General features: G+C 50.3%; 15 protein-coding genes. 8 read left to right on the top strand and 7 right to left on the bottom strand.

Going from position 1 to position 19,242, the window contains the following annotated elements; genetic code table 11:
* Positions 1 to 4: 4 nt before the first annotated feature.
* The 3 genes from ACTJJS_RS18555 to ACTJJS_RS18545 form a co-directional block, all read right to left on the bottom strand.
* Positions 5 to 2,557 (bottom strand): TonB-dependent receptor, encoded by a 2,553-nt coding sequence (locus ACTJJS_RS18555; RefSeq protein ID WP_440664798.1) that lies wholly within the window; start codon positions 2,555 to 2,557, stop codon positions 5 to 7.
* 223 nt (positions 2,558 to 2,780) lie between these two features.
* A complete protein-coding gene (locus ACTJJS_RS18550) occupies positions 2,781 to 3,770 on the bottom strand; it encodes a FecR domain-containing protein (protein WP_440664797.1) in 990 nt (329 codons plus the stop codon).
* A 100-nt stretch (positions 3,771 to 3,870) separates the two neighbouring features.
* Complete coding sequence (locus ACTJJS_RS18545; RefSeq protein WP_440664796.1) at positions 3,871 to 4,389, bottom strand: RNA polymerase sigma-70 factor; 519 nt, start codon at positions 4,387 to 4,389, stop codon at positions 3,871 to 3,873.
* 180 nt (positions 4,390 to 4,569) lie between these two features.
* Between ACTJJS_RS18545 and ACTJJS_RS18540 the strand changes: the two genes are divergently transcribed.
* Entirely contained in the window at positions 4,570 to 5,595 is a 1,026-nt protein-coding gene (locus ACTJJS_RS18540; RefSeq protein ID WP_440664795.1) for a quinone-dependent dihydroorotate dehydrogenase, read from the top strand.
* 24 nt (positions 5,596 to 5,619) lie between these two features.
* Positions 5,620 to 6,408, top strand: coding sequence for a TerC family protein (locus ACTJJS_RS18535; RefSeq protein ID WP_168870204.1), 789 nt, complete (start codon positions 5,620 to 5,622; stop codon positions 6,406 to 6,408).
* A 78-nt stretch (positions 6,409 to 6,486) separates the two neighbouring features.
* Here ACTJJS_RS18535 and ACTJJS_RS18530 read toward each other — a convergent pair whose 3' ends face one another.
* The 3 genes from ACTJJS_RS18530 to dnaB form a co-directional block, all read right to left on the bottom strand.
* On the bottom strand, positions 6,487 to 7,209 hold the full coding sequence (locus tag ACTJJS_RS18530; protein ID WP_440664794.1) for an RsmE family RNA methyltransferase: 723 nt from the start codon (positions 7,207 to 7,209) through the stop codon (positions 6,487 to 6,489).
* A gap of 36 nt (positions 7,210 to 7,245) precedes the next feature.
* Entirely contained in the window at positions 7,246 to 8,598 is a 1,353-nt protein-coding gene (locus ACTJJS_RS18525) for an MATE family efflux transporter (protein WP_168870206.1), read from the bottom strand.
* A gap of 127 nt (positions 8,599 to 8,725) precedes the next feature.
* Positions 8,726 to 10,291, bottom strand: a complete 1,566-nt coding sequence (gene dnaB, locus ACTJJS_RS18520) for a replicative DNA helicase (RefSeq protein WP_168870207.1) — start codon at positions 10,289 to 10,291, stop codon at positions 8,726 to 8,728.
* 520 nt (positions 10,292 to 10,811) lie between these two features.
* Between dnaB and pheT the strand changes: the two genes are divergently transcribed.
* The 6 genes from pheT (at position 10,812) to ACTJJS_RS18490 (ending at position 17,269) form a co-directional block, all read left to right on the top strand.
* Positions 10,812 to 13,262 (top strand): phenylalanine--tRNA ligase subunit beta, encoded by a 2,451-nt coding sequence (gene pheT, locus ACTJJS_RS18515; RefSeq protein ID WP_343745517.1) that lies wholly within the window; start codon positions 10,812 to 10,814, stop codon positions 13,260 to 13,262.
* 108 nt (positions 13,263 to 13,370) lie between these two features.
* Positions 13,371 to 13,676: a hypothetical protein gene (locus ACTJJS_RS18510; RefSeq protein ID WP_168870210.1), complete on the top strand. Its 306-nt coding sequence runs from the start codon at positions 13,371 to 13,373 to the stop codon at positions 13,674 to 13,676.
* 19 nt (positions 13,677 to 13,695) lie between these two features.
* Positions 13,696 to 13,989 (top strand): cell division protein ZapA, encoded by a 294-nt coding sequence (locus ACTJJS_RS18505; RefSeq protein WP_078669018.1) that lies wholly within the window; start codon positions 13,696 to 13,698, stop codon positions 13,987 to 13,989.
* A gap of 172 nt (positions 13,990 to 14,161) precedes the next feature.
* Positions 14,162 to 15,727: a ribonuclease Y gene (gene rny, locus ACTJJS_RS18500; RefSeq protein ID WP_168870211.1), complete on the top strand. Its 1,566-nt coding sequence runs from the start codon at positions 14,162 to 14,164 to the stop codon at positions 15,725 to 15,727.
* Between the two features lie 129 nt (positions 15,728 to 15,856).
* Positions 15,857 to 16,471, top strand: a complete 615-nt coding sequence (locus tag ACTJJS_RS18495; RefSeq protein WP_168870212.1) for a 3-keto-disaccharide hydrolase — start codon at positions 15,857 to 15,859, stop codon at positions 16,469 to 16,471.
* 9 nt (positions 16,472 to 16,480) lie between these two features.
* Positions 16,481 to 17,269, top strand: coding sequence for an SDR family oxidoreductase (locus ACTJJS_RS18490; RefSeq protein ID WP_440664793.1), 789 nt, complete (start codon positions 16,481 to 16,483; stop codon positions 17,267 to 17,269).
* Positions 17,270 to 18,058: 789 nt separating this feature from the next.
* Here the strand turns inward: ACTJJS_RS18490 and scpB are convergent.
* Positions 18,059 to 19,213, bottom strand: coding sequence for an SMC-Scp complex subunit ScpB (gene scpB, locus ACTJJS_RS18485; protein WP_440664792.1), 1,155 nt, complete (start codon positions 19,211 to 19,213; stop codon positions 18,059 to 18,061).
* Positions 19,214 to 19,242 lie beyond the last annotated feature (29 nt).

The raw sequence follows: 19,242 nt of genomic DNA, 5'->3' as shown, positions 1-19,242 counted from the left end.
GGTTTTAAAATTTGATCGAATAGGTAATGCTGGGCAGGATAGGCATCACCGTTACCTTCGACAGGTAACGCTGCTTTTCTTCTTCGTCCCGTTTCATGTAATACAGGAACGGGTTCTTCTGATTATATACATTATATACGCTGAGGTTCCAGCTTTTACGCCAGCGCTTTTTCTGCTTGGTATAAGTGATCCCTACATCTAACCGGTGAACATCGGCAGCGCGGTAATTGTAGCGGCCGTCGTACCGGTCGATCCCGATGTCCACACCGCTGCCGGGCTCCCAGGGGGATGCTGTGCCTACTCCATGGTAGCTGGCCACCGGCAGCGTAAGCGGCGCACCAGTGGTATAGTGCCACGATGCTGATGCTTCCCAGTGTTTGCCGATTTGTTGCGTCAGGACTATTTCCACATCATGCCGGTGATCGTATTTATAAGGGAAAATGCGGCCCTTGTTGATATCGGGGAACTGCCGTGTGCTCCACGCCAGGGTATAGCCCACCCAGCCGGTGGTGGAACCTTTTTGTTTTTTTATCATCGCCTCTCCGCCGTAGCTCCAGCCTTTCCCTATCACCACATTCTCATCCCACCGTTCCAGGGGTTGGGCAATCGCAGTACTGTTGTCTGAATATTCGATCATGTTGTACATGGTCTTGTAATATCCCTCCAGGGTGAATTCAAAGGCGTTGTTCATACTGGTTTTTGCGATGCCTGCCGCCACCTGCCGCGAAAGCATAGGCGCCACCCGTTGTGTGGAGGGTACCCAAATATCCGTTGGCAGCGAAGTTCCTGTACTGGACAACAAATGGATATACTGGTTCATATGGGTATAGGAGGCCTTTACCGCCCAGTTACGCGGTAACATATACCGCAGCCCCAGTCTTGGCTGTAGGGACTGATAAAAGCGGCCTTCCACCACAAACCCCGACGCATGTACGCCCAGGTTGGCATACAGGTTCTCGCCCAGCCGCCAGTCGTCTTCCAGGTATAGCAACATTTCAGTGCCGCGTATATTCAACCAGTTTTTAGCGGTATCCAATGGTATTACTGGAGTGGCGCCTTTATCGGAAAGATTCATCAGTCCTGGCCGGAAATAATGCGCGATGAGAGCGCCACCGAAGCGGATAGCGTGACTGGGTCTCGGGCGGAAATCAAAATCAGCTTTCAGCCCGATATTCTCCATCCGCGAAAAATATTTTCCGTACAGGTCAGAAGCCTGTCCGGTGGCCGGCATCTGGTATTTAAACTGGTACTCCGTCCGGAAGGCATATTGGGAGTAATTGAGGCTGACGTTGGAAAAAAGGCGGGTATTGTAAATATGGTTCCAGCGCAGTCCTCCGATGGTATTGCCCCATCCCAGCTGGAAACGGCTGCTTTCCGCCATCCGGCCGGCGGCATCCGGCACAATGCTGTCCGGCACCGATTTGATCAACAGGTTATCTTCTCCCTTATACAGGCTCAGGTAGATCCTGTCCTTCGCGGAAAAAATATGATTGATTTTAGCATTCACATCATAGAAATATGCGTAGAAAGCGCCTCCGCTGCCGAGTTCACCATCAGTCCTGAGCGTAGCATTATATAACAGGTCGGGGTAAGAGCGACGGGCAGAAACAATAAACGAAGTTTTGTCTTTGACGATAGGCCCTTCCACATTAAACTTGGCGGAGATCATCCCGATCGCCACGTCTCCGTGGTAATGGCGCATATCCCCGTCTTTCAGGGAGATATCCACCACGGACGACAGCCGTCCGCCGAAACGCGCAGGGAAAGCGCCTTTATAAAGGTCCGCCGACTTCACCACTTCCGCATTGAGCAGGGAATATACCCCGAAGAAATGCGAGAAGTTGAATACGGGCGTACCGTCCATCAGAATGAGGTTCTGGTCGGGGCTGCCGCCTCTTACATGCAGGCCGCCGGCGCCGTCCATACCACCGCCCACGCCGGGCATGGATTGCAGGGTGCGCATCACGTCTGCTTCCCCGAGTAATTTGGGCATGGACTGTACCGCGGCCAGTGGCAGGTGTACCTTGCTCATCTGGGTCTGGTCCTGTATTTTGGTCTTATCGGTTCCGCTGACCACCACTTCCTGTAAACTGGCCAATGGCTGCAGCGGTACCAGCAATATCCTGTTGGCCTGTCCGTCAACCGGCAGCAGGGCCGGCTCATAGCCTACGTAAGAAACAATCAGGCTGTTGGTGTCCTTGACGGTCGTCAGGCTGAAAAAACCATATTGATTGGTAGTGGTGCCCTGTTTGAGCGTGGGGGCATAGATGGTGGCACCGGGGAGTTTTTCACCGCTGGCGGCGTCTTGTACATATCCGCTGATGGTGCGGGTGGTACGTTTCACCTGTTGCAGCACCAGCTGGTCGCCAACGCGGGTAAAACGGATATCATCAGGCGCAAAAAGATCCTCCAGCAGGCTTTTAAGCCGCTGTTGATATGCTGTGACCGTAACTTTACGGGACAAGTCTACAAGTTCCCTGCTATATGAAAAATGGATGCCATATCCTTTCTCCAGTATCTCACAGACCACCCTCAGCGGCTGGTCCTTTACTACCACTGTGACTCTTGTTTGCCAATCCCACCCTGAAACTTTTAACGGAAAACATAAAAACAAACAAATGATTCCCGTCAGCAGTTTGCCGGCTAACGACATAATTTTAATGAATGACTTTGTTATCGGGATATTGGAGCACACCGCTAACAATGCTGAATAGCGAACCCACAGGGAGGTCTGCTACAGAAAGTCTCCCGGCAAGTTCGCTAAAAACCATAGGTGGTGCCTACTTCAATTTATAATGTCTGTCACCTGTTTTCTCCCACGATGCATTGAGCGTCATGGCCAATGCGTTCATCACATCTTCGATACTTTCGCCATTAAAGTTGGTGCTGACGGTCAGTTTCAACAGGGAAGTATTTTCCAGTTCCACTTTTACGTCATACACTTCTGTGATGGTTTGCAGTACCTCCTCCAGCGGGGTATCATGAAAAGCAAGCGATTTTTTCTTTATATCAATGACATGTGTGGCAATGCGGAAAGCCGGACGGAGGCTGTCATTCCGCAGCAGCATGCCTTGTGTAAGCACTACGCTGTCTGCGTTGTCATGATCAATCACCATTACTTTACCGCTGGCTACATGTACAGAAACTGCTTGTTGACCGGGCACATAATGTATGGTAAAGCGGGTACCCAGCACCTTTACCTCTGTATGTCCCAGCATTACCACAAACGGCTGTCCTGCATTACCGGCCACATCGAAGGTGGCCACACCCTGCAGGCTGACGGTCCGGTTGCTGTTGTTATAATCTTTCGCCAGTTCCAGCCTGGAATCCTCCATCAGCTGAACGCTGCTGCCATCGGGCAGCTGGGCGGTGGCTGGCCCTGCGTAAACAGCGGCCGGCTTTTTGGCGGTCAGAAACCACCATCCGGCGCCCAGGGCTATTAATAATACCGCCGCCACTTTCAGCAGGGTATAAATATAACCGGATTTACGCGCCGGCGTAACCGGCTCCTTCGTGGACGGCGCCGCTGCCGGCATCACATTCATTTTCGCATACAACTGCTGCCAGGAGCGGTCTGTCTCCACCGGCACCGCTACCGCCTGATCGGCGGCCGTCTGCAACACTTTGCCCAGCGACGCCAATAGCCTGGCGTTGCCGGTATCTTCCTGCAACCAGGCCTCTACCCAGGCACGCTCTTCCGTATCCGCTTCATTCAGCAGATACTTGCAGAGCAAGGTATACAGTGCCTCGTCAAAATAGGTTGATGTCATGCGCAGTTGTACGTTTTTTTATCATGTCCCGCTATCGCGGATGTCCATAAAAGTAGACGCATGGAAAATTGTGTTTCCCCTATGCGTCCCCCTATAATTTTTAAAATAAAAATCCAGTTAACAAAGGCAGGTATTCCTTCAGCTCCTGGTGCAGGATACGAAGGGCCTTACCCATATGGTTCTCGACTGTCTTTACTGAAATATCAAGCGTCGCCGCAATTTCGGCATATTTCATCTGTTGCTGGCGGCTCAGAACAAATACTTCCCTGCACCTGTCCGGCAGCCTGTCCAACGCCTGCTGGTACAGCCGTTCCAGCTCACGGGCCTGGTCAGTGGCCTCGGTGGCGGAGTCCCGTATCGTGCTGTAATGCGTTTCCCGGTCCATCCTCACTGTTTCCTTGCGCCACTGGCTGATCGCCGTATTCCGGATGGCGGAAAACAAGTACGCTTTCACCGGCCCGGTAATAGTGATACTATCCCGCTTTTCCCAGAGCCTTAAAAACACTTGCTGTACGACTTCCTCCGCCGCATGGGAATCTCCCATGTAGTGTGTGGCAAAGGCGACGCATTGCGCATGATTTTCCCGGAACAATGATTCGAATGACTGGAGTTCCAACATGATGAGGCACAAATATAAACAGGATTTAAATGATTTCTGTCGACTAATCCGACGACTGAAAGATTTATTATGCCAATTTTTTGTTATATTTTTTAAATCGATCTTTTAAAGATAAATACCATACATGCACCTGGCAAATCAGTAGAAATCATGTAAATCCTAATTATCTTTGATCCCGCAATGTATCAGCTAATCAAAAAAATCCTCTTCCGCGCTCAGCCGGAAAAGATCCACCACACTGTGATGCGTGGAATGAAAATAATTTATGCGCTCCCTTTCGGCAAAAATGTACTGCGCGCCTTTTGTGACGTTAAAACAAAAGGGCTGGAAAGGGAACTGTTTGGCCTTCATTTTTCCAATCCGGTAGGACTGGCCGCCGGATTTGACAAAGACGCCAAATATATCGATGAACTGGCCTGCCTCGGGTTCGGCTTTGTGGAAATCGGTACGGTGACCCCGCTGGCACAGCCAGGCAACGACCAGCCACGGCTGTTCCGTCTTCCGGCAGACCAGGCCCTGATCAACCGTATGGGCTTTAATAACGAAGGCGCCGCAGCAGCTGCAAAAAGACTGCGCCACAAAAAATCAAATATTATTGTCGGTGGCAACATCGGTAAAAATAAAAACACCCCTAACGAAGAAGCGGTAAGCGACTACGAAAAATGTTTCCATGCGCTCTATGACGTGGCCGACTACTTCGTGGTCAACGTCAGCTCTCCCAATACCCCTAACCTGCGGGCATTACAGGAGAAAGAACCGCTGAAACAGCTGCTGCACCATCTGCAACTGCTCAACGCACAAAAGCTGAAACCGAAACCCATTCTGTTAAAAATAGCACCGGACCTTACCAACGAACAACTGGACGATATTATCGAGATTGTACAGGAAACCAAACTGGCAGGCATTGTGGCGACCAATACCACTATCAGCCGGGAAGGACTGGCCACTCCGGCGGCCACCATCGCGGAAATAGGGGCAGGCGGACTTAGCGGGCTTCCGGTAAGGGAGAAAGCTACCGCTGTAATTAAATATATACACCAGCGCAGCCACGGCACGATTCCAATCATCGCGGCCGGCGGTATATTCACCGCGGCGGATGCACAGGAAAAACTGGATGCCGGCGCGTCCCTGGTACAAGTGTATACCGGTTTCATCTACGAAGGCCCGACCATCGTGAAGAAAATATGTGCCGGCCTGCGCAGATAAGGCAGCATTTCAAATACAACCTATATGGAACAATTTCTGACGGCTGAATCAATCATCAGCCTTTTGACGCTGGTGCTCATGGAAGTGGTATTGGGCATCGACAATGTGATCTTCGTTTCCATTGTCATGAACCGCCTGCCAGCAGAAAAACGCCCTGCGGCCCGCCGCATCTGGATGCTCACTGGCATCGCTGTACGCATTATCCTCCTCCTTTGCATCGGCTACATCGTCAGGGCCGTAAACCCGCTGTTCCACATCGGCAGCCACGGTTTCAGCCTGCGCGACCTCATCATGCTCGGTGGCGGCCTTTTCCTGCTCATCAAAACCACCCTCGAAATCCACCACAAACTGGAAGGCGAGGAAGAAACCACCGGACCAGCCGTCAACGGCAACAAACCCGCCGTCTCCATGCTCAACGTGGTAGGCCAGATCATCGTCATCGATACGGTGTTCTCCTTCGACAGTATCATCACCGCGGTAGGCCTGGCCAAACAAGTGCCCATCATGATCATCGCGGTGGTGATCGCCATGATCGTCATGTTCCTGTTCGCACCCCGCATCAGTGACTTTATCCACAAACATCCCACCCTTAAAATGCTGGCCCTTTCCTTCCTCGTGATGGTAGGCGCCATCCTTATTGTAGAAGGCTGGGACGCGGAGAAAGCACACGACCTGCACCTGAAAAACTATGTCTACTTTGCCATGGCTTTCTCCTTCGGCGTGGAAATGCTGAATATGCGCGTACGGAAAGGACACGGCCATCCGGTGGAACTAAAAGAGCCCACCCTCAAACCCGGGGACAAACAACACTAACCAAACATCTGCCTGATAAAAAAGGAAAGCCCGGAACAATGTTCCGGGCTTTCCTTTTTTATCAGTATGGCTGATTTATTATTCCGGAGAACCGGTATTCAGCATATTCATCATCGTTACAGATACCATCCCCGCAGTCTCCGTCCGCAGCCGGTTCCTCCCCAGCGACACCGGCTCAAAACCCTTGTCCAGCGCCAGTTGTATCTCTTCCGGCGTAAAGTCGCCCTCCGGCCCGATCAGGATAATGGTATCCTTTCCGGGTTGAAAATGATGTACCAGTTCCCTTTTCTTTCCGGGCAAACAGTGAGCGATCAGCCGCTGCGGGTCAGTATTGGCGGTTACCACCTTCTCAAACGGCTGCGGCTCCAGCAGCTCCGGCAGGTAAAACTGCTGCGACTGCAACATCGCTGATACCAGTATGTTTTGCAGCCTCTCCGCTTTGATCTTCTCTTTCTCCGTACGGTGGCTCACCAGCGGAATGATCGTCCGGATGCCTATTTCAGCGGCCTTTTCCAGAAACCATTCGATCCGGGATGCATTTTTAGTAAACGAAATGGCTATACGAAGTGCCGGTGACGGCGCCGGCAACGTATCACATCCGGTGATCCGTACCCCGCAACGCTTACGGTTGTCATCCGTGATCACAGCATGAAACCGGTGCCCACGGCCATCAGCCAACAATACCTCATCGCCGTTTTCATGCCGGAGCACCTGTATACAATACTTGGAAGTGTCTTCGTTCATTGTATAAGCTGCTGCGTCTGCAGCAATATCCGGCGCATAAAAGATAGGCTTGTCCATGGGCGCAAAGATAAAACCATTTGGGATTTTAAAATCCTAACTGGTCGCTACGAGCTTGCGGCTTTTAATATGGAAACGGAAAAACAACAATACAGAAGCGGTCAGCAGGCCCAGTAACAACGCCCACCATACACCTTCTACGCCGTAGCCCATTTTAATGCCCAGCACATAACCCAACGGGATGCCAATACCCCAGTAAGCCAGCAATGTAATGAACGTAGGCATCTTCACATCGCCGAGGCCACGGAGAATGCCCAGCCCCACTACCTGTGTGCCGTCAAATAACTGGAAGAAAGCAGCAATCACCAGCAACCCGGCAGCAATGGTTATCACCTGCGGGTCGTTGATATACATGGCAGGCAGCAGGTTTTTGAATAACATGAACATCAGCGCGGTGGTGCCCATCAGCACTAGCACCATATGGTAACTGGCGATGGCGGAATGGCGCAGGGCGTGATAATCTTTCTTTCCGAAGTTGTTGCCGCTCTTGATGCCGGCCGCTGCGGAGATGCCGCTGGCCATCATGTAGGTCATGGCTGCCAGGCTGAGCGCAATCTGGTGTGCCGCCAGTTCGGCAGCGCCCATCCAGCCTACGATCACGGCAGCGCCGCTGAAAGCGCTGATCTCGAAAATATATTGCAGGGCCACCGGCGTACCGATGCCTAGGATTTTTTTGACAGATGTCCATTCCAGGTGCCGGAAACCAAAAGATTGCAGGTAAGGTTTGAAACGGGGCGACTTCAATACATAAAAAGACATGGTAATGCCCATGATCAGGCGGTCGGTGAAAGTGGCGATACCCACGCCCACTACGCCCATACGGGGCATACCAAAGAGACCGTATACCAGCGTGATACCGATGATGATATTGATGACGTTACCAATAATACTGATGTTCATGGCCTGACGGGTAAAGCCCAGTCCTTCCGCAAACTGTTTGAATGACAAAAACAACATCAGCGGGATAAAGGAAAAACCCAGGTAACGCAGGAAAGGGCGGGCCTGAGCCGCCACATCGGCTTCCTGTTTCAGTAATTCAAGATGGCTGCTGCCGAAATAAATAACTGTTGACAACAGGAAACCCACTACCATATTGATGATGAGGCTGTGGCTCAACAGGTGGCCGATGGCTTTTTTGTTGCCACGGCCGTTCTCCTGTGCAATCAACGGCGTAAGGCCATAGGACATGCCGATGCCTGTCACCATAAAAATACTGAACAGGCTGTTGCCCAGCGATACCGCTGCCAGCGGCACTTTCCCGGTGTGGCCAATAATAATGCTGTCTGACAGGGCCACCAATGTGTGTCCCAGCTGGGAAATAACAACAGGATAGGCTAAATGGAAATTGTCCTTGTAATAATGCCTGTATTTTAAATAGAGCTGTTTCATTGATTCATCTGATTAATGTAAGATTTAAGCAGGGTAAATTATTCCGATAGTGATAAATTTATCCGGTGCCAACAAAAAGGCCGGCGATCTGGTGATGCCGGCCTTAAAGCAAATATCGTTACAGGTGCTAAAACGGTGCATCTTCAAAACCTTCGTCAAAGTTCATGTCATTCATTTTGGAGCCCTTCTGTATGTACAGCTTTGCCTCATCATTGCCGCCGCCCTGTGGACGGGAGATGCCGGTGAAAGGGTTGCCGCCGCCACCGGGGTTTTCCAGGCTGCCATCATCTTCAAAGCGCTGGAACTCCAGTACTGCCCTTAATTTGATGGTATCCAGCTGACCGTTACGGTGTTTCGCGATACGGACGTGGGTTTCACCTTTATTGGACTCACCCATTTCGTTGGCGTTGATCTCATAGTATTCAGGGCGGTACAGGAACATTACCATGTCGGCATCCTGTTCGATCGCACCAGATTCACGGAGGTCACTCAACTGCGGCATTTTATTACCGTCTTTACGTTTTTCCACATCACGGCTCAACTGGGAGAGGGCGATCACCGGTACCATCAACTCTTTCGCGAGGCCTTTCAGGTCACGGGAGATTTTACTGATCTCCTGTTCGCGGTTGGAGCCTCTGCCATCGCCGCTGCCGCTCATCAGCTGCAGGTAGTCGATGATGATCACCCCTACGCCGTGGTTATGTACCAGTCGCCGGCATTTGGCCCTTAGCTCAAAGATGTTGAGTGCCGGGGTGTCATCGATAAAGATGGGTGCTTTTGCCAGGCGTTCTATACCGTGGGTCATCAGCTTCTTCATCTCATATTCCTCCAGTTTACCACGGGATATTTTCTCCAGTTTGATTTCCGATTCCGCCGAGAGGATACGTTGTACGATCTGGCCGGAGGACATCTCCAAGGAGAACACCGCAGCCCCTTTCGGGAAGCGGGGGTGAAGCGCTGCGTTACGGGCGAGGTTCAGCGCGAAGGCGGTCTTACCTACGGAAGGACGGGCCGCTATGATGATAAGGTCGGTAGACTGCCAGCCGTAAGTCACTTTGTCGAGCGACGGGAAGCCGGAAGGCACACCGGTAATATCATCGCCTTTATTACGCAGGTCCTCGATACGTTTCATGGTGTTTACCAGAACGCGGTCGATGGAGTCGTAGTTTTTACGCAGGTGATTATTGGTGATCTCGAAAAGCTTGGATTCGGCACTGTCGAGCAGGTCAAACACGTCTGCCGTGTCTTCGTAAGATTCGGTAAGGATCTCTCCGGAAATGCGGATCAGCTCCCGCTGAATGAATTTCTGCAGGATAATACGGGCGTGCGCTTCGATGTTGGCCGAAGACACTACCGCATTGGTGAGTTTCATCACGGTAAAAGGGCCGCCTACCGCTTCCAGCGAGCCCATAGACTTCAGCTCTTCTGTTACGGTGAGAATGTCCACCGGCATCGATTTTGATGCCAGACGGGTCATGGCAGAGAATATCAGCTGGTGTGCCTCCACATAAAAACACTCGCCTTTTAATATTTCCACAACAATATCAAAAGCACCTTTTTCCAGCATGATGGCTCCCAAAACAGCTTCTTCCAATTCTTTAGCCTGTGGTGGTATCTTGCCATACACCAAGGATGATACCTCAATGGCCGGCTTTCTGCGAACATTGCGGTCCTTCTTAAGATTGAGATCCATTTATGGTCAGCGTATTAAAAAAAGTTAATAAAAGGTTACAGTCAATGGGCCTTTCCGGTATTTATTTGCATTATTCCTGTATCCCGGCAACATTTGCCGCTTTAAGAAATTGTAAATTTTCTCGAGCCGTACAAACTAAGGTAAAGGCATTTTTTTAATTAACCTTTTTTATTTGACGACTAAATTTATTAAACCCCACGCACAGGTTTTCCACCATCTATGAGCGGGTTATCCACCGGACAACAACAGTTATCCACCAAAAACCGGAAAAACCACATGCAAAGGTCTGATTATTCACACACATTGTGTAAAAAAGATTTTCACATTGCCGTGAAACGCCGTTACCAGGCCGCCGGAACGTTGGCCAGGTAGACCTATACGAGAAAACAGGAGTCGGAAAACCGCTATCCATCCCTCCTCCGGGATAATTTTTCCCGGTAATCACCGGCTAAACCGCTAATTCGTAATTCGTAATTTGTAATTCTTTAACTTTACGCTTCTTTATAAACCAAGCAGACAAATGACGATTTCATACAACTGGCTTTGTGAGTATTTGCCGGTCAAACCTACACCGGAGGAACTGTCCACCATCCTGACAAGAATAGGCCTGGAAGTTGAGAGCCTTGAAAAGTTCGAGGCGGTAAAGGGCAGTCTGGCCGGCTTGGTAGTGGGTGAAGTGCTGACAGCCGAAAAGCACCCCAATGCTGACAAACTGAAACTGACCACTGTAAACACCGGCAACGGTGAACCGCTGCACATTGTTTGCGGCGCTCCCAACGTGGCCGTGGGCCAGAAAGTAGTGGTAGCCCCCATCGGCACTACTATCTATCCGCTGGATGGCGAGCCCCTCACCATGAAAAAAGCAAAAATCCGTGGCGAAGAAAGCCAGGGCATGATCTGTGCTGAAGATGAAATTGGCCTGGGCAACAGCCACGCCGGTATCATGGTGCTGGACGCCTCCCTGCAACCCGGAACACCTGCCGCAGATATATTCAAACCAGTACAGGACTGGATCTACGAAATAGGCCTTACGCCCAACCGTATGGACGCTATGAGCCATATCGGCGTAGCGAAAGACGTATGCGCTTTCCTCAATAACCTGGAACATACCAGCAAATACCAGGTACAACTGCCGGAAATAAAAGCCCTGCCTGCCGCAGCGGCCCCGCTTCCGATCAGCGTGACCATCGACAATACCGATGCCTGCCCGCGCTATAGCGGCATCAGCATCACCGGCGTGACCGTGGCGCCTTCTCCGGAATGGCTGAAAAACCACCTGCAGGCCATCGGCGTACGCCCTATTAATAATATTGTGGACATCACCAACTTTGTACTGCATGAGACCGGCCAACCGCTGCACGCCTTCGACGCGTCAGCCGTTAAAGGCAATGCTGTAGTAGTGAAGAACCTGCCGCAGGACACCGTATTTGTTACCCTCGACGAAAAAGAACGGAAACTGGACGCTACCGACCTGATGATCTGTAACGGCGCCGGTGAAGGCATGTGCATTGCCGGTGTTTTCGGCGGACTGCATTCCGGCGTGAGCGACAGCACTCAAAATATCTTCCTGGAGAGCGCCTTCTTTACTGCCGGTGGTATCCGTACCACTTCCTTCCGGCATGGTCTCCGCACCGATGCCGCCACCCGCTTTGAAAAAGGGGTGGACATCTCCAATACGGTATTTGCCCTGCAACGCGCCGCCGCACTGATTTGTGAGCTGGCAGGCGGTAAAGCGGCTTCCGATATCGTGGACGTATATCCGTTGCCTAAAGTGAAAACACAGGTGGAAACTACCTACGCCTATATCCACAAACTCAGTGGCAGCAAGTATGCACCGGAAAAAATCAAAAACATTCTGACCAGCCTTGGTTTCGAACTTATTTCCGAAACAGTGGACGTAATGGCGCAAACCCCGGAAAAACTGCGGGTGGCCGTACCTTTCAGCAAACCGGACATCAGTCTTCCTGCGGACCTGGTAGAGGAAATTATGCGGATAGACGGTCTCGATAATATTGAAATCCCGTCCCACATCACCATTGCCCCTTCCATGGCCTCCCAGCCAGACGAAGAAGGCATCCGTGAAAAAGTGGCCAACTACCTGGCCGGCAACGGTTTCCATGAAATTTTCACCAACTCCATCACCAACAGCAAATACTATACGCCGGAAGTGCTGGAGCATACCGTGAAAATGATGAACAGCCTCACCGTGGAACTGGACGTAATGCGCCCTTCCATGTTGGAAACAGGCCTGGAAAGCATTTCTCACAACCTGAACCGTAAGAACGAAGACCTGTTCTTCTTCGAATTCGGAAAAACCTATAAAGTACTGGAGAAAGGATATGCCGAGAACAATCACCTCGTGTTATACCTCACCGGCAAACGTACCGCAGAAACCTGGATGCACAAATCCACTCCCGTGGATTTCTACGACCTGAAAGGTTTTGTGGTAAATGTACTGAAACAGCTGGGCTACCAGCAGTTCCAATGGGTGGAAAGCACCGAAGCCGGTCTGCTGCCAGCCTGGGAAATTAAAGTAAAAAATCAGGTGGTAGTGACCCTCGGAGGCGTTACCACACAGAAACTGAAGCAGTTCGATATTAAACAACCGGTATGGTATGCCACTTTTAATTGGGATAAAATACTCGGACTCTTGCAAAAAAGTGATAACTTTTACAGGGAAATTCCACGCTTCCCTGCCGTAAGGAGAGACCTGGCGCTGGTGCTGGACAAACAGGTGCGGTTTGCAGCCGTAGAGGCCGCTGCCCGTGCAGTAAAATCAGCACTGCTGAAGGACATCAACCTCTTCGACGTATTTGAAAGCGAGAAGCTGGGAGCCAATAAAAAATCGTACGCTGTAAGCTTTACCTTCCTGGACACCCAAAAAACCCTGACGGACAAAGAAATTGACGGGGTAATGGACAAGCTGGTAAAGACTTTTGAGACACAGTTACAAGCAGAAATACGGAGATAATTTTCGATTTTCGATTTTTTGATTTACGAATTTGGGGGATTCAATCACATTCGTTTAAATTCCGAAATCCGTAAATCAAAAAATCGAAAATGATATCAATTGTTTAAAATGGTATTAGAGCAATACATTCAACGGGTAGAAGAAAAGCTACAACTGCTGGTGAAAAGGCTTCACCAGGTGCAGTCGGAGAATGCATCGCTAAAAGAAGAAGTCAACCACCAACAACAGGCACTGCAACAACAACAGCTGACCATACAGGCAATGGAGGACAAACTGCATCTTTCAAAGATCGCAGCCACCGCCCAGGGAGGCGCCACAGCAACAGAAGACGCAGCCTTTAAAAAGGAAATCCGGAACAAAATCAATGAGTATATCAAAGAGATCGACCGGTGTATCGCCTTGCTAAATGGCTGACATAAAATAATTTCAACATATGGAACAGCTCATTCCTATCAATATTGTGGTATCTGACCGCTCTTACCGGATCAAAATACGTCCGGAAGAGGAGGAAGAGGTACGCCGTATTATGAAAGAAGTGAATGAGAAAATCGTTGATTTTAAAACTGCCTATGCTGGTAAAGACCAGCAGGACTATATTGCTATGGCCCTCATTATGTACGCTACCCACCCGGGCACCAGCGGCGGCAAGGCACAGGCCGTTACTGCTCCCTTTCTGCAGGAGAAACTGGAAAAGCTGGAAGAAATCATCAACCAGGCATTGGGCTGAGGTCACTTTACCCCTTGCTAAACAATGACTTAGCTAATTCGCTAATTATCACGTATTAAACGCGCTTTACTGCTATTTTTTTGTATTTTCGCGGGTCAGTTCTCGCCCCTGTCGCGTTTTAGCAGTGACTTGGGTATGAGGATACTACATAAATCAAGTATAAATAATTCATATGGATGTTACACTTTATACGACAATAGCTGCAGTAGTGGCATTGATCTTAGGAATAGTGCTAGGTAAGGTGATATTTGCCAAAAACACACAGCAAAAAATTGACGAAGCTGAGCAACAGGCTAAAAAAATCGTCGCAGATGCACAACTTAGCGCCGAAACGCTGAAAAAAGACAGGTTACTCGAAGCAAAAGAGAAATTCCTGCAATTGAAAAGTGAGCATGAGAAAGAAGTCATGCAGCGCAACCAGAAAATAGCCGAGTCCGAAAACCGCATCAAACAGAAAGAGCTGTCCCTTAATCAGAAAAACGAACAGCTCCAGAAACACATCAACGAAAACGAAGCGATCAAGGAAACGCTGAACCGCCAGATGGAACTGGTGACCATTAAGCGTACTGAACTGGAAAAACACCAGGAAGAGCATATCCGCCGCCTTGAAAAAGTGGCCGGCCTTACTGCTGAAGAAGCCAAACATCAGCTGGTGGAAAGCCTGAAAGAGGAAGCCCGCTCCCAGGCGCTGTCCCATATCCAGGAAATTATCGAGGACGCCAAGCTGAAAGCCAACAAAGAAGCCAAGAAAATTATTATACAGTCCATCCAGCGCACAGCCGCTGAACAGACCATCGAGAACACCATCACTGTGTTCACCCTGGAAAGTGATGAAATCAAAGGCCAGATCATCGGCCGTGAAGGACGTAATATCCGCGCTATTGAGGCGGCTACAGGCGTTGACCTCATCGTGGATGACACCCCTGAAGCCATCGTACTCTCTTCCTTCGACCCGCTGCGCCGTGAAATCGCCCGCCTGTCCCTCCAGCGACTGGTACAGGACGGCCGTATCCACCCCGCCCGTATCGAGGAAGTGGTAGAAAAAACCAAGAAACAACTGGAAGAACAGGTAATGGACATCGGTGAAAGGACCGTAATCGAACTGGGTATCCATGGCCTGCATAAAGAACTGGTGCGACTGGTAGGTAAAATGCGTTTCCGCTCTTCCTATGGTCAGAACCTGCTGATGCACTCCAAGGAAACAGCCAACCTCTGTGCGGTGATGGCTGCGGAACTGGGCCTCAACCCGAAGCTCGCCAAACGCGCCGGCCTGCTGCACGATATCGGTAAAGTACCGGACGAAGAAACTGAACTGAGCCACGCCCTCCTCGGCGCCAAACTGGCTGAAAAATACGGCGAACACGCCGCTGTGGTAAACGCTATCGGTGCGCACCACGACGAAATGGAAATGCAATACGTGATTTCCCCGATCGTACAGGCCTGCGACGCCATCAGTGGCGCCCGTCCCGGCGCCCGCCGCGAAATCATGCAGAGCTACCTGCAACGTATCAAAGACCTGGAAAACCTGGCCCTCGCTCACGAAGGCGTGGAAAAAGCCTACGCTATCCAGGCCGGCAGGGAACTGCGTATCATCGTTGAAAGTGATAAAGTGTCCGACAACGACGCTGACCGCCTGTCCTTCGAAATCGCAAATAAAATCCAGACCGAGATGCAATATCCTGGTCAGATCAAGGTGACTGTTATCCGCGAAAAACGTGCGGTAAACATCGCCCGCTAATCATTCTCATTTAGATATCTGGAATTTAGATATTATATTGGAGTCCTCCGGCCAACACCGGGGGACTTTTTTTATCCGGTGAACAACGGAACCACGTTTAAAACTTATCTCAAAAATCCAATAATCTATATGAAGCGGTCTTTTTTAAAATTCGTATTGGGTGCCGCCCTCGTACTGGGCACCAGCAGCGCTTTTGCACAAAAAGCCCAATCCCTGTTCAATGGTAAAAACCTGGATGGCTGGAAAATACACGGTACTGAAAAATGGTATGTGGAAAAAGGTGAATTAGTCTGCGAAAGCGGCCCGGATAAAGAATACGGTTATCTTGCCACCGACAAAAAATATAAAAATTTCGAACTGACCGTTCAGTTCAAACAGGAGGCCAATGGCAACAGTGGCGTATTCTTCCACTCCTCCCTGGAAGGCACCAAAATTGCCGGCTGGCAGGCCGAAGTAGCGCCACCCAACATGCATACCGGCGGTATCTATGAGTCCTATGGCCGCGGATGGCTGATCAAACCGGAAGCCGACAAAGAACAATACCTGAAAATGGGCGAATGGAACACCATGAAAATCCGCGTTGACGGCGATCAGGTGACCACCTGGCTCAATGGCCATGAAATGATCACTCTGAAAGACGAAAAAATCGGTTCCATCGACGGTCAGATCGCCCTGCAAATCCACTCCGGCGGCGGTATCAAGGTGAAATGGAAAAATATTAAACTGGTTCCCCTGAAGGGATAATACAACCTTATGTCCTACCAAGACCAGGTGATCTTTATTACAGGCGCCAGCTCCGGTATAGGCCGGCAGCTGGCGCTTTTGTTGGCGCAGGAAAAAGCGCGGCTCATCCTCGCCGCCAGGCATGCCGATACACTTGCCACCGTGCAGCGGGAATGCCTGCAATACACATCTTTCTGTGAAATCCTGATCATGGACATCACCCAACCCGAACAGGTCGATGCCGGCGCTAAAAAAGCCTGGCAGCTGTATGGCCGGATAGATGTGCTGATCAACAATGCCGGCGTCACCCAACGCTCCAAACTGATTGATACACAGGTATCCGCCATCCGTCAATTAATGGAAGTCAACTTTTTTGGTCCTGTGATGCTGACCAAAGCCCTGCTGCCTTATTTTCAGCAACAGCAACACGGCCAGATCGTAGTTGTCAGCAGCATGGCCGGTCTTATGGGCTACCCCTGGCGCTCCGGCTACAACGCCGCCAAACATGCGCTCCAAGGCTATTTTGAAACGCTGCAGACAGAACAGCCCATTCCTCAGTTGCATACCACTATCGTTTGTCCGGGCCGTATCCAAACACCTATCACCTATGCCGCCATTACCGCCGACGGCTCTCCCTTTGGCAAAATGGACCCAGGCCAGGCACATGGTATTCCGGTGGACAAATGTGCCCGCCTCATTATCACAGGTATGCGTAAACGAAAAAAACAGGTACTGATTGCCAGGGAAGAAAGAATATTGCTCTGGTTCAAACGTTTCTTTCCACCCTTGTTTTATTTTATTTCCCGGAAGGGGAACTGATGTCAATAACAAATGGACCGTGGTCGTAGATGAATCGCTGTTCAGACGAAATGGCTTCTTGCATATATGGGCTGCCAGGAGAGTTGGAAATTCCGTAGGGCCGTCCACGTTACTATATGGCGGGCGCTGGCATAACGACAACGGACTAAACAAGGACGAAGGGTCAACTTAAGGGCAAAAATGTCAAAAACTATCAAAAAACGCCGTTTTTCCGAAAAAAGCAACCTTCCCATACCAGCTTCCCATCACCACATTGCAAAGCATCCTGATAACACAAGGCGATTATATCGCGCGAAGCGCATTAAAAGCTCGCAGAAGCAGGCTGCTCCCCGGCCAGAAAGCATTAAAAACCCAGTTGATAGAACCGGAAGTGTAGGGGCATAAAACAGCAGAGGTGAGTAATTCAGGAATGAAAATCTCAAAAATCATCAAAAAAACACGTTTTTTTCGAAAAAAAGGCCGCCCCATACAGGCTTCCCCTCACCACAGCGCAAAACATCCTGACAGCCCAGGGCTATTATATCGCGCGAAGCGCATTAAAAGCTCGCAGAAGCAGGATATTCCCCAGCCAGAGGGCATAAAACCAATTATAGAACCACAAAGTGCAAGGGCATAAAACAGCAGAGATAGGTAATTCAGGAACAAAAATGTCAAAAACCGCCCAAAAAACGACGTTTTTTCGAAAAATTCGACTTTTTACGCATGCCACTTACCTCAAGACATTTTGGTAAAACATGGCAAAACATCGCGCGAAGCACATAAAAAAGCCTGCAAAAGCAGGCTGTTATATTAGTCTTTTTTATCTGTATCTTCGTTGGTTGAGTTTTCATCCTCATCCTCATCCTCATCCTCATCCTCATCCTCATCCTCATCCTCATCCTCATCCTCATCCTCATCCTCATCCTCATCCTCATCCTCCTGTTCTTCTGATACAGGTTCATCATCTTCTGAAGGGAGTTCCATGGCTTCTTCCATGATACTGTCAGGGTCTTTGTCGCTGTCCTCGTCTTCTGCCGGTCCCTGATCGCCGGCGGCTTCTTCCTCGATGGCAGGCGTTTCCTCCTCTTCTTCCGTGGCTGATTCTGGCGTGGTTGTATCTTCCGGGACATCGGGCGTTTCAGGAGCTACGGCATCTTCCGGGGCGGGAGCTTCTTCGGTGGTATCTTCTTCTGCGAGATAAGTATTGAACGCGACGATTTCATCGTCCGGCTCGGCCTCTTCATCTTCTGCGGCGGGCACCTCGGGGGTTTCCAGCCGGTCCAGTTCATGATCGGGGTCCAGCAGTTCCCCGTCTTCGGAGACCATCATGGAGTGTAAATTTTCGGGTGTCTGGGCGTTATCGCCACGACCGATGGTAGCTGTATCTTCATTGATCAGCGTAGGCTGCACTAGCTCTTCCTCGAAAAGTTCTTTCAGTTTGGGCAGATCGGCAGCGGAATTGATACCGAAATAGTCCATAAAAGAGCGGGAAACGGTGTATAGCAGCGGCTTACCGGGCAGGTCTTCACTGCGGCCGGAGATAACGATCAGTTCTTTTTCCAGCAGTTTCTGGATGGAATAGTCCGTACTTACGCCGCGGATGTATTCAATTTCTCCTTTGGAGATAGGCTGGCGGTAAGCGATGATGGCCAGTGTTTCGAGAGCAGCTGTTGACAGGCGTTTCAGGAATTTATCACCGTTGAGCTGTGCTACGGTCTGATAATATTCCTTTTTGGTCATGAATTGGTATCCGCCGCCACTGCTTCTGATTTCAAAGGCGTAGAACTCAGAGCTGTACTTCTCCCTGATGGCTTCCATGGCTGCTTCTACCTGCTCCAGCGTGGCGCGGTCTTCCAGGAATGCCAACGCGTTATTGAGCAACTCCACTATTTCCAGCAGGGGTAAGGGCCGATCGGCTGCAAAAATTAGTGCTTCCACATGTGGGATGAGCTGTGATATTTCCATGTTGCTATCAGAGGTGTGAATTACACAAA

This window comes from Chitinophaga sp. 22308 (assembly GCF_052045305.1).
GTDB classification, from domain to species: domain Bacteria; phylum Bacteroidota; class Bacteroidia; order Chitinophagales; family Chitinophagaceae; genus Chitinophaga; species Chitinophaga varians_A.
Note: the sequence above shows the minus strand (reverse complement) of the source record. Positions and strands in the feature narration are given on the sequence as shown.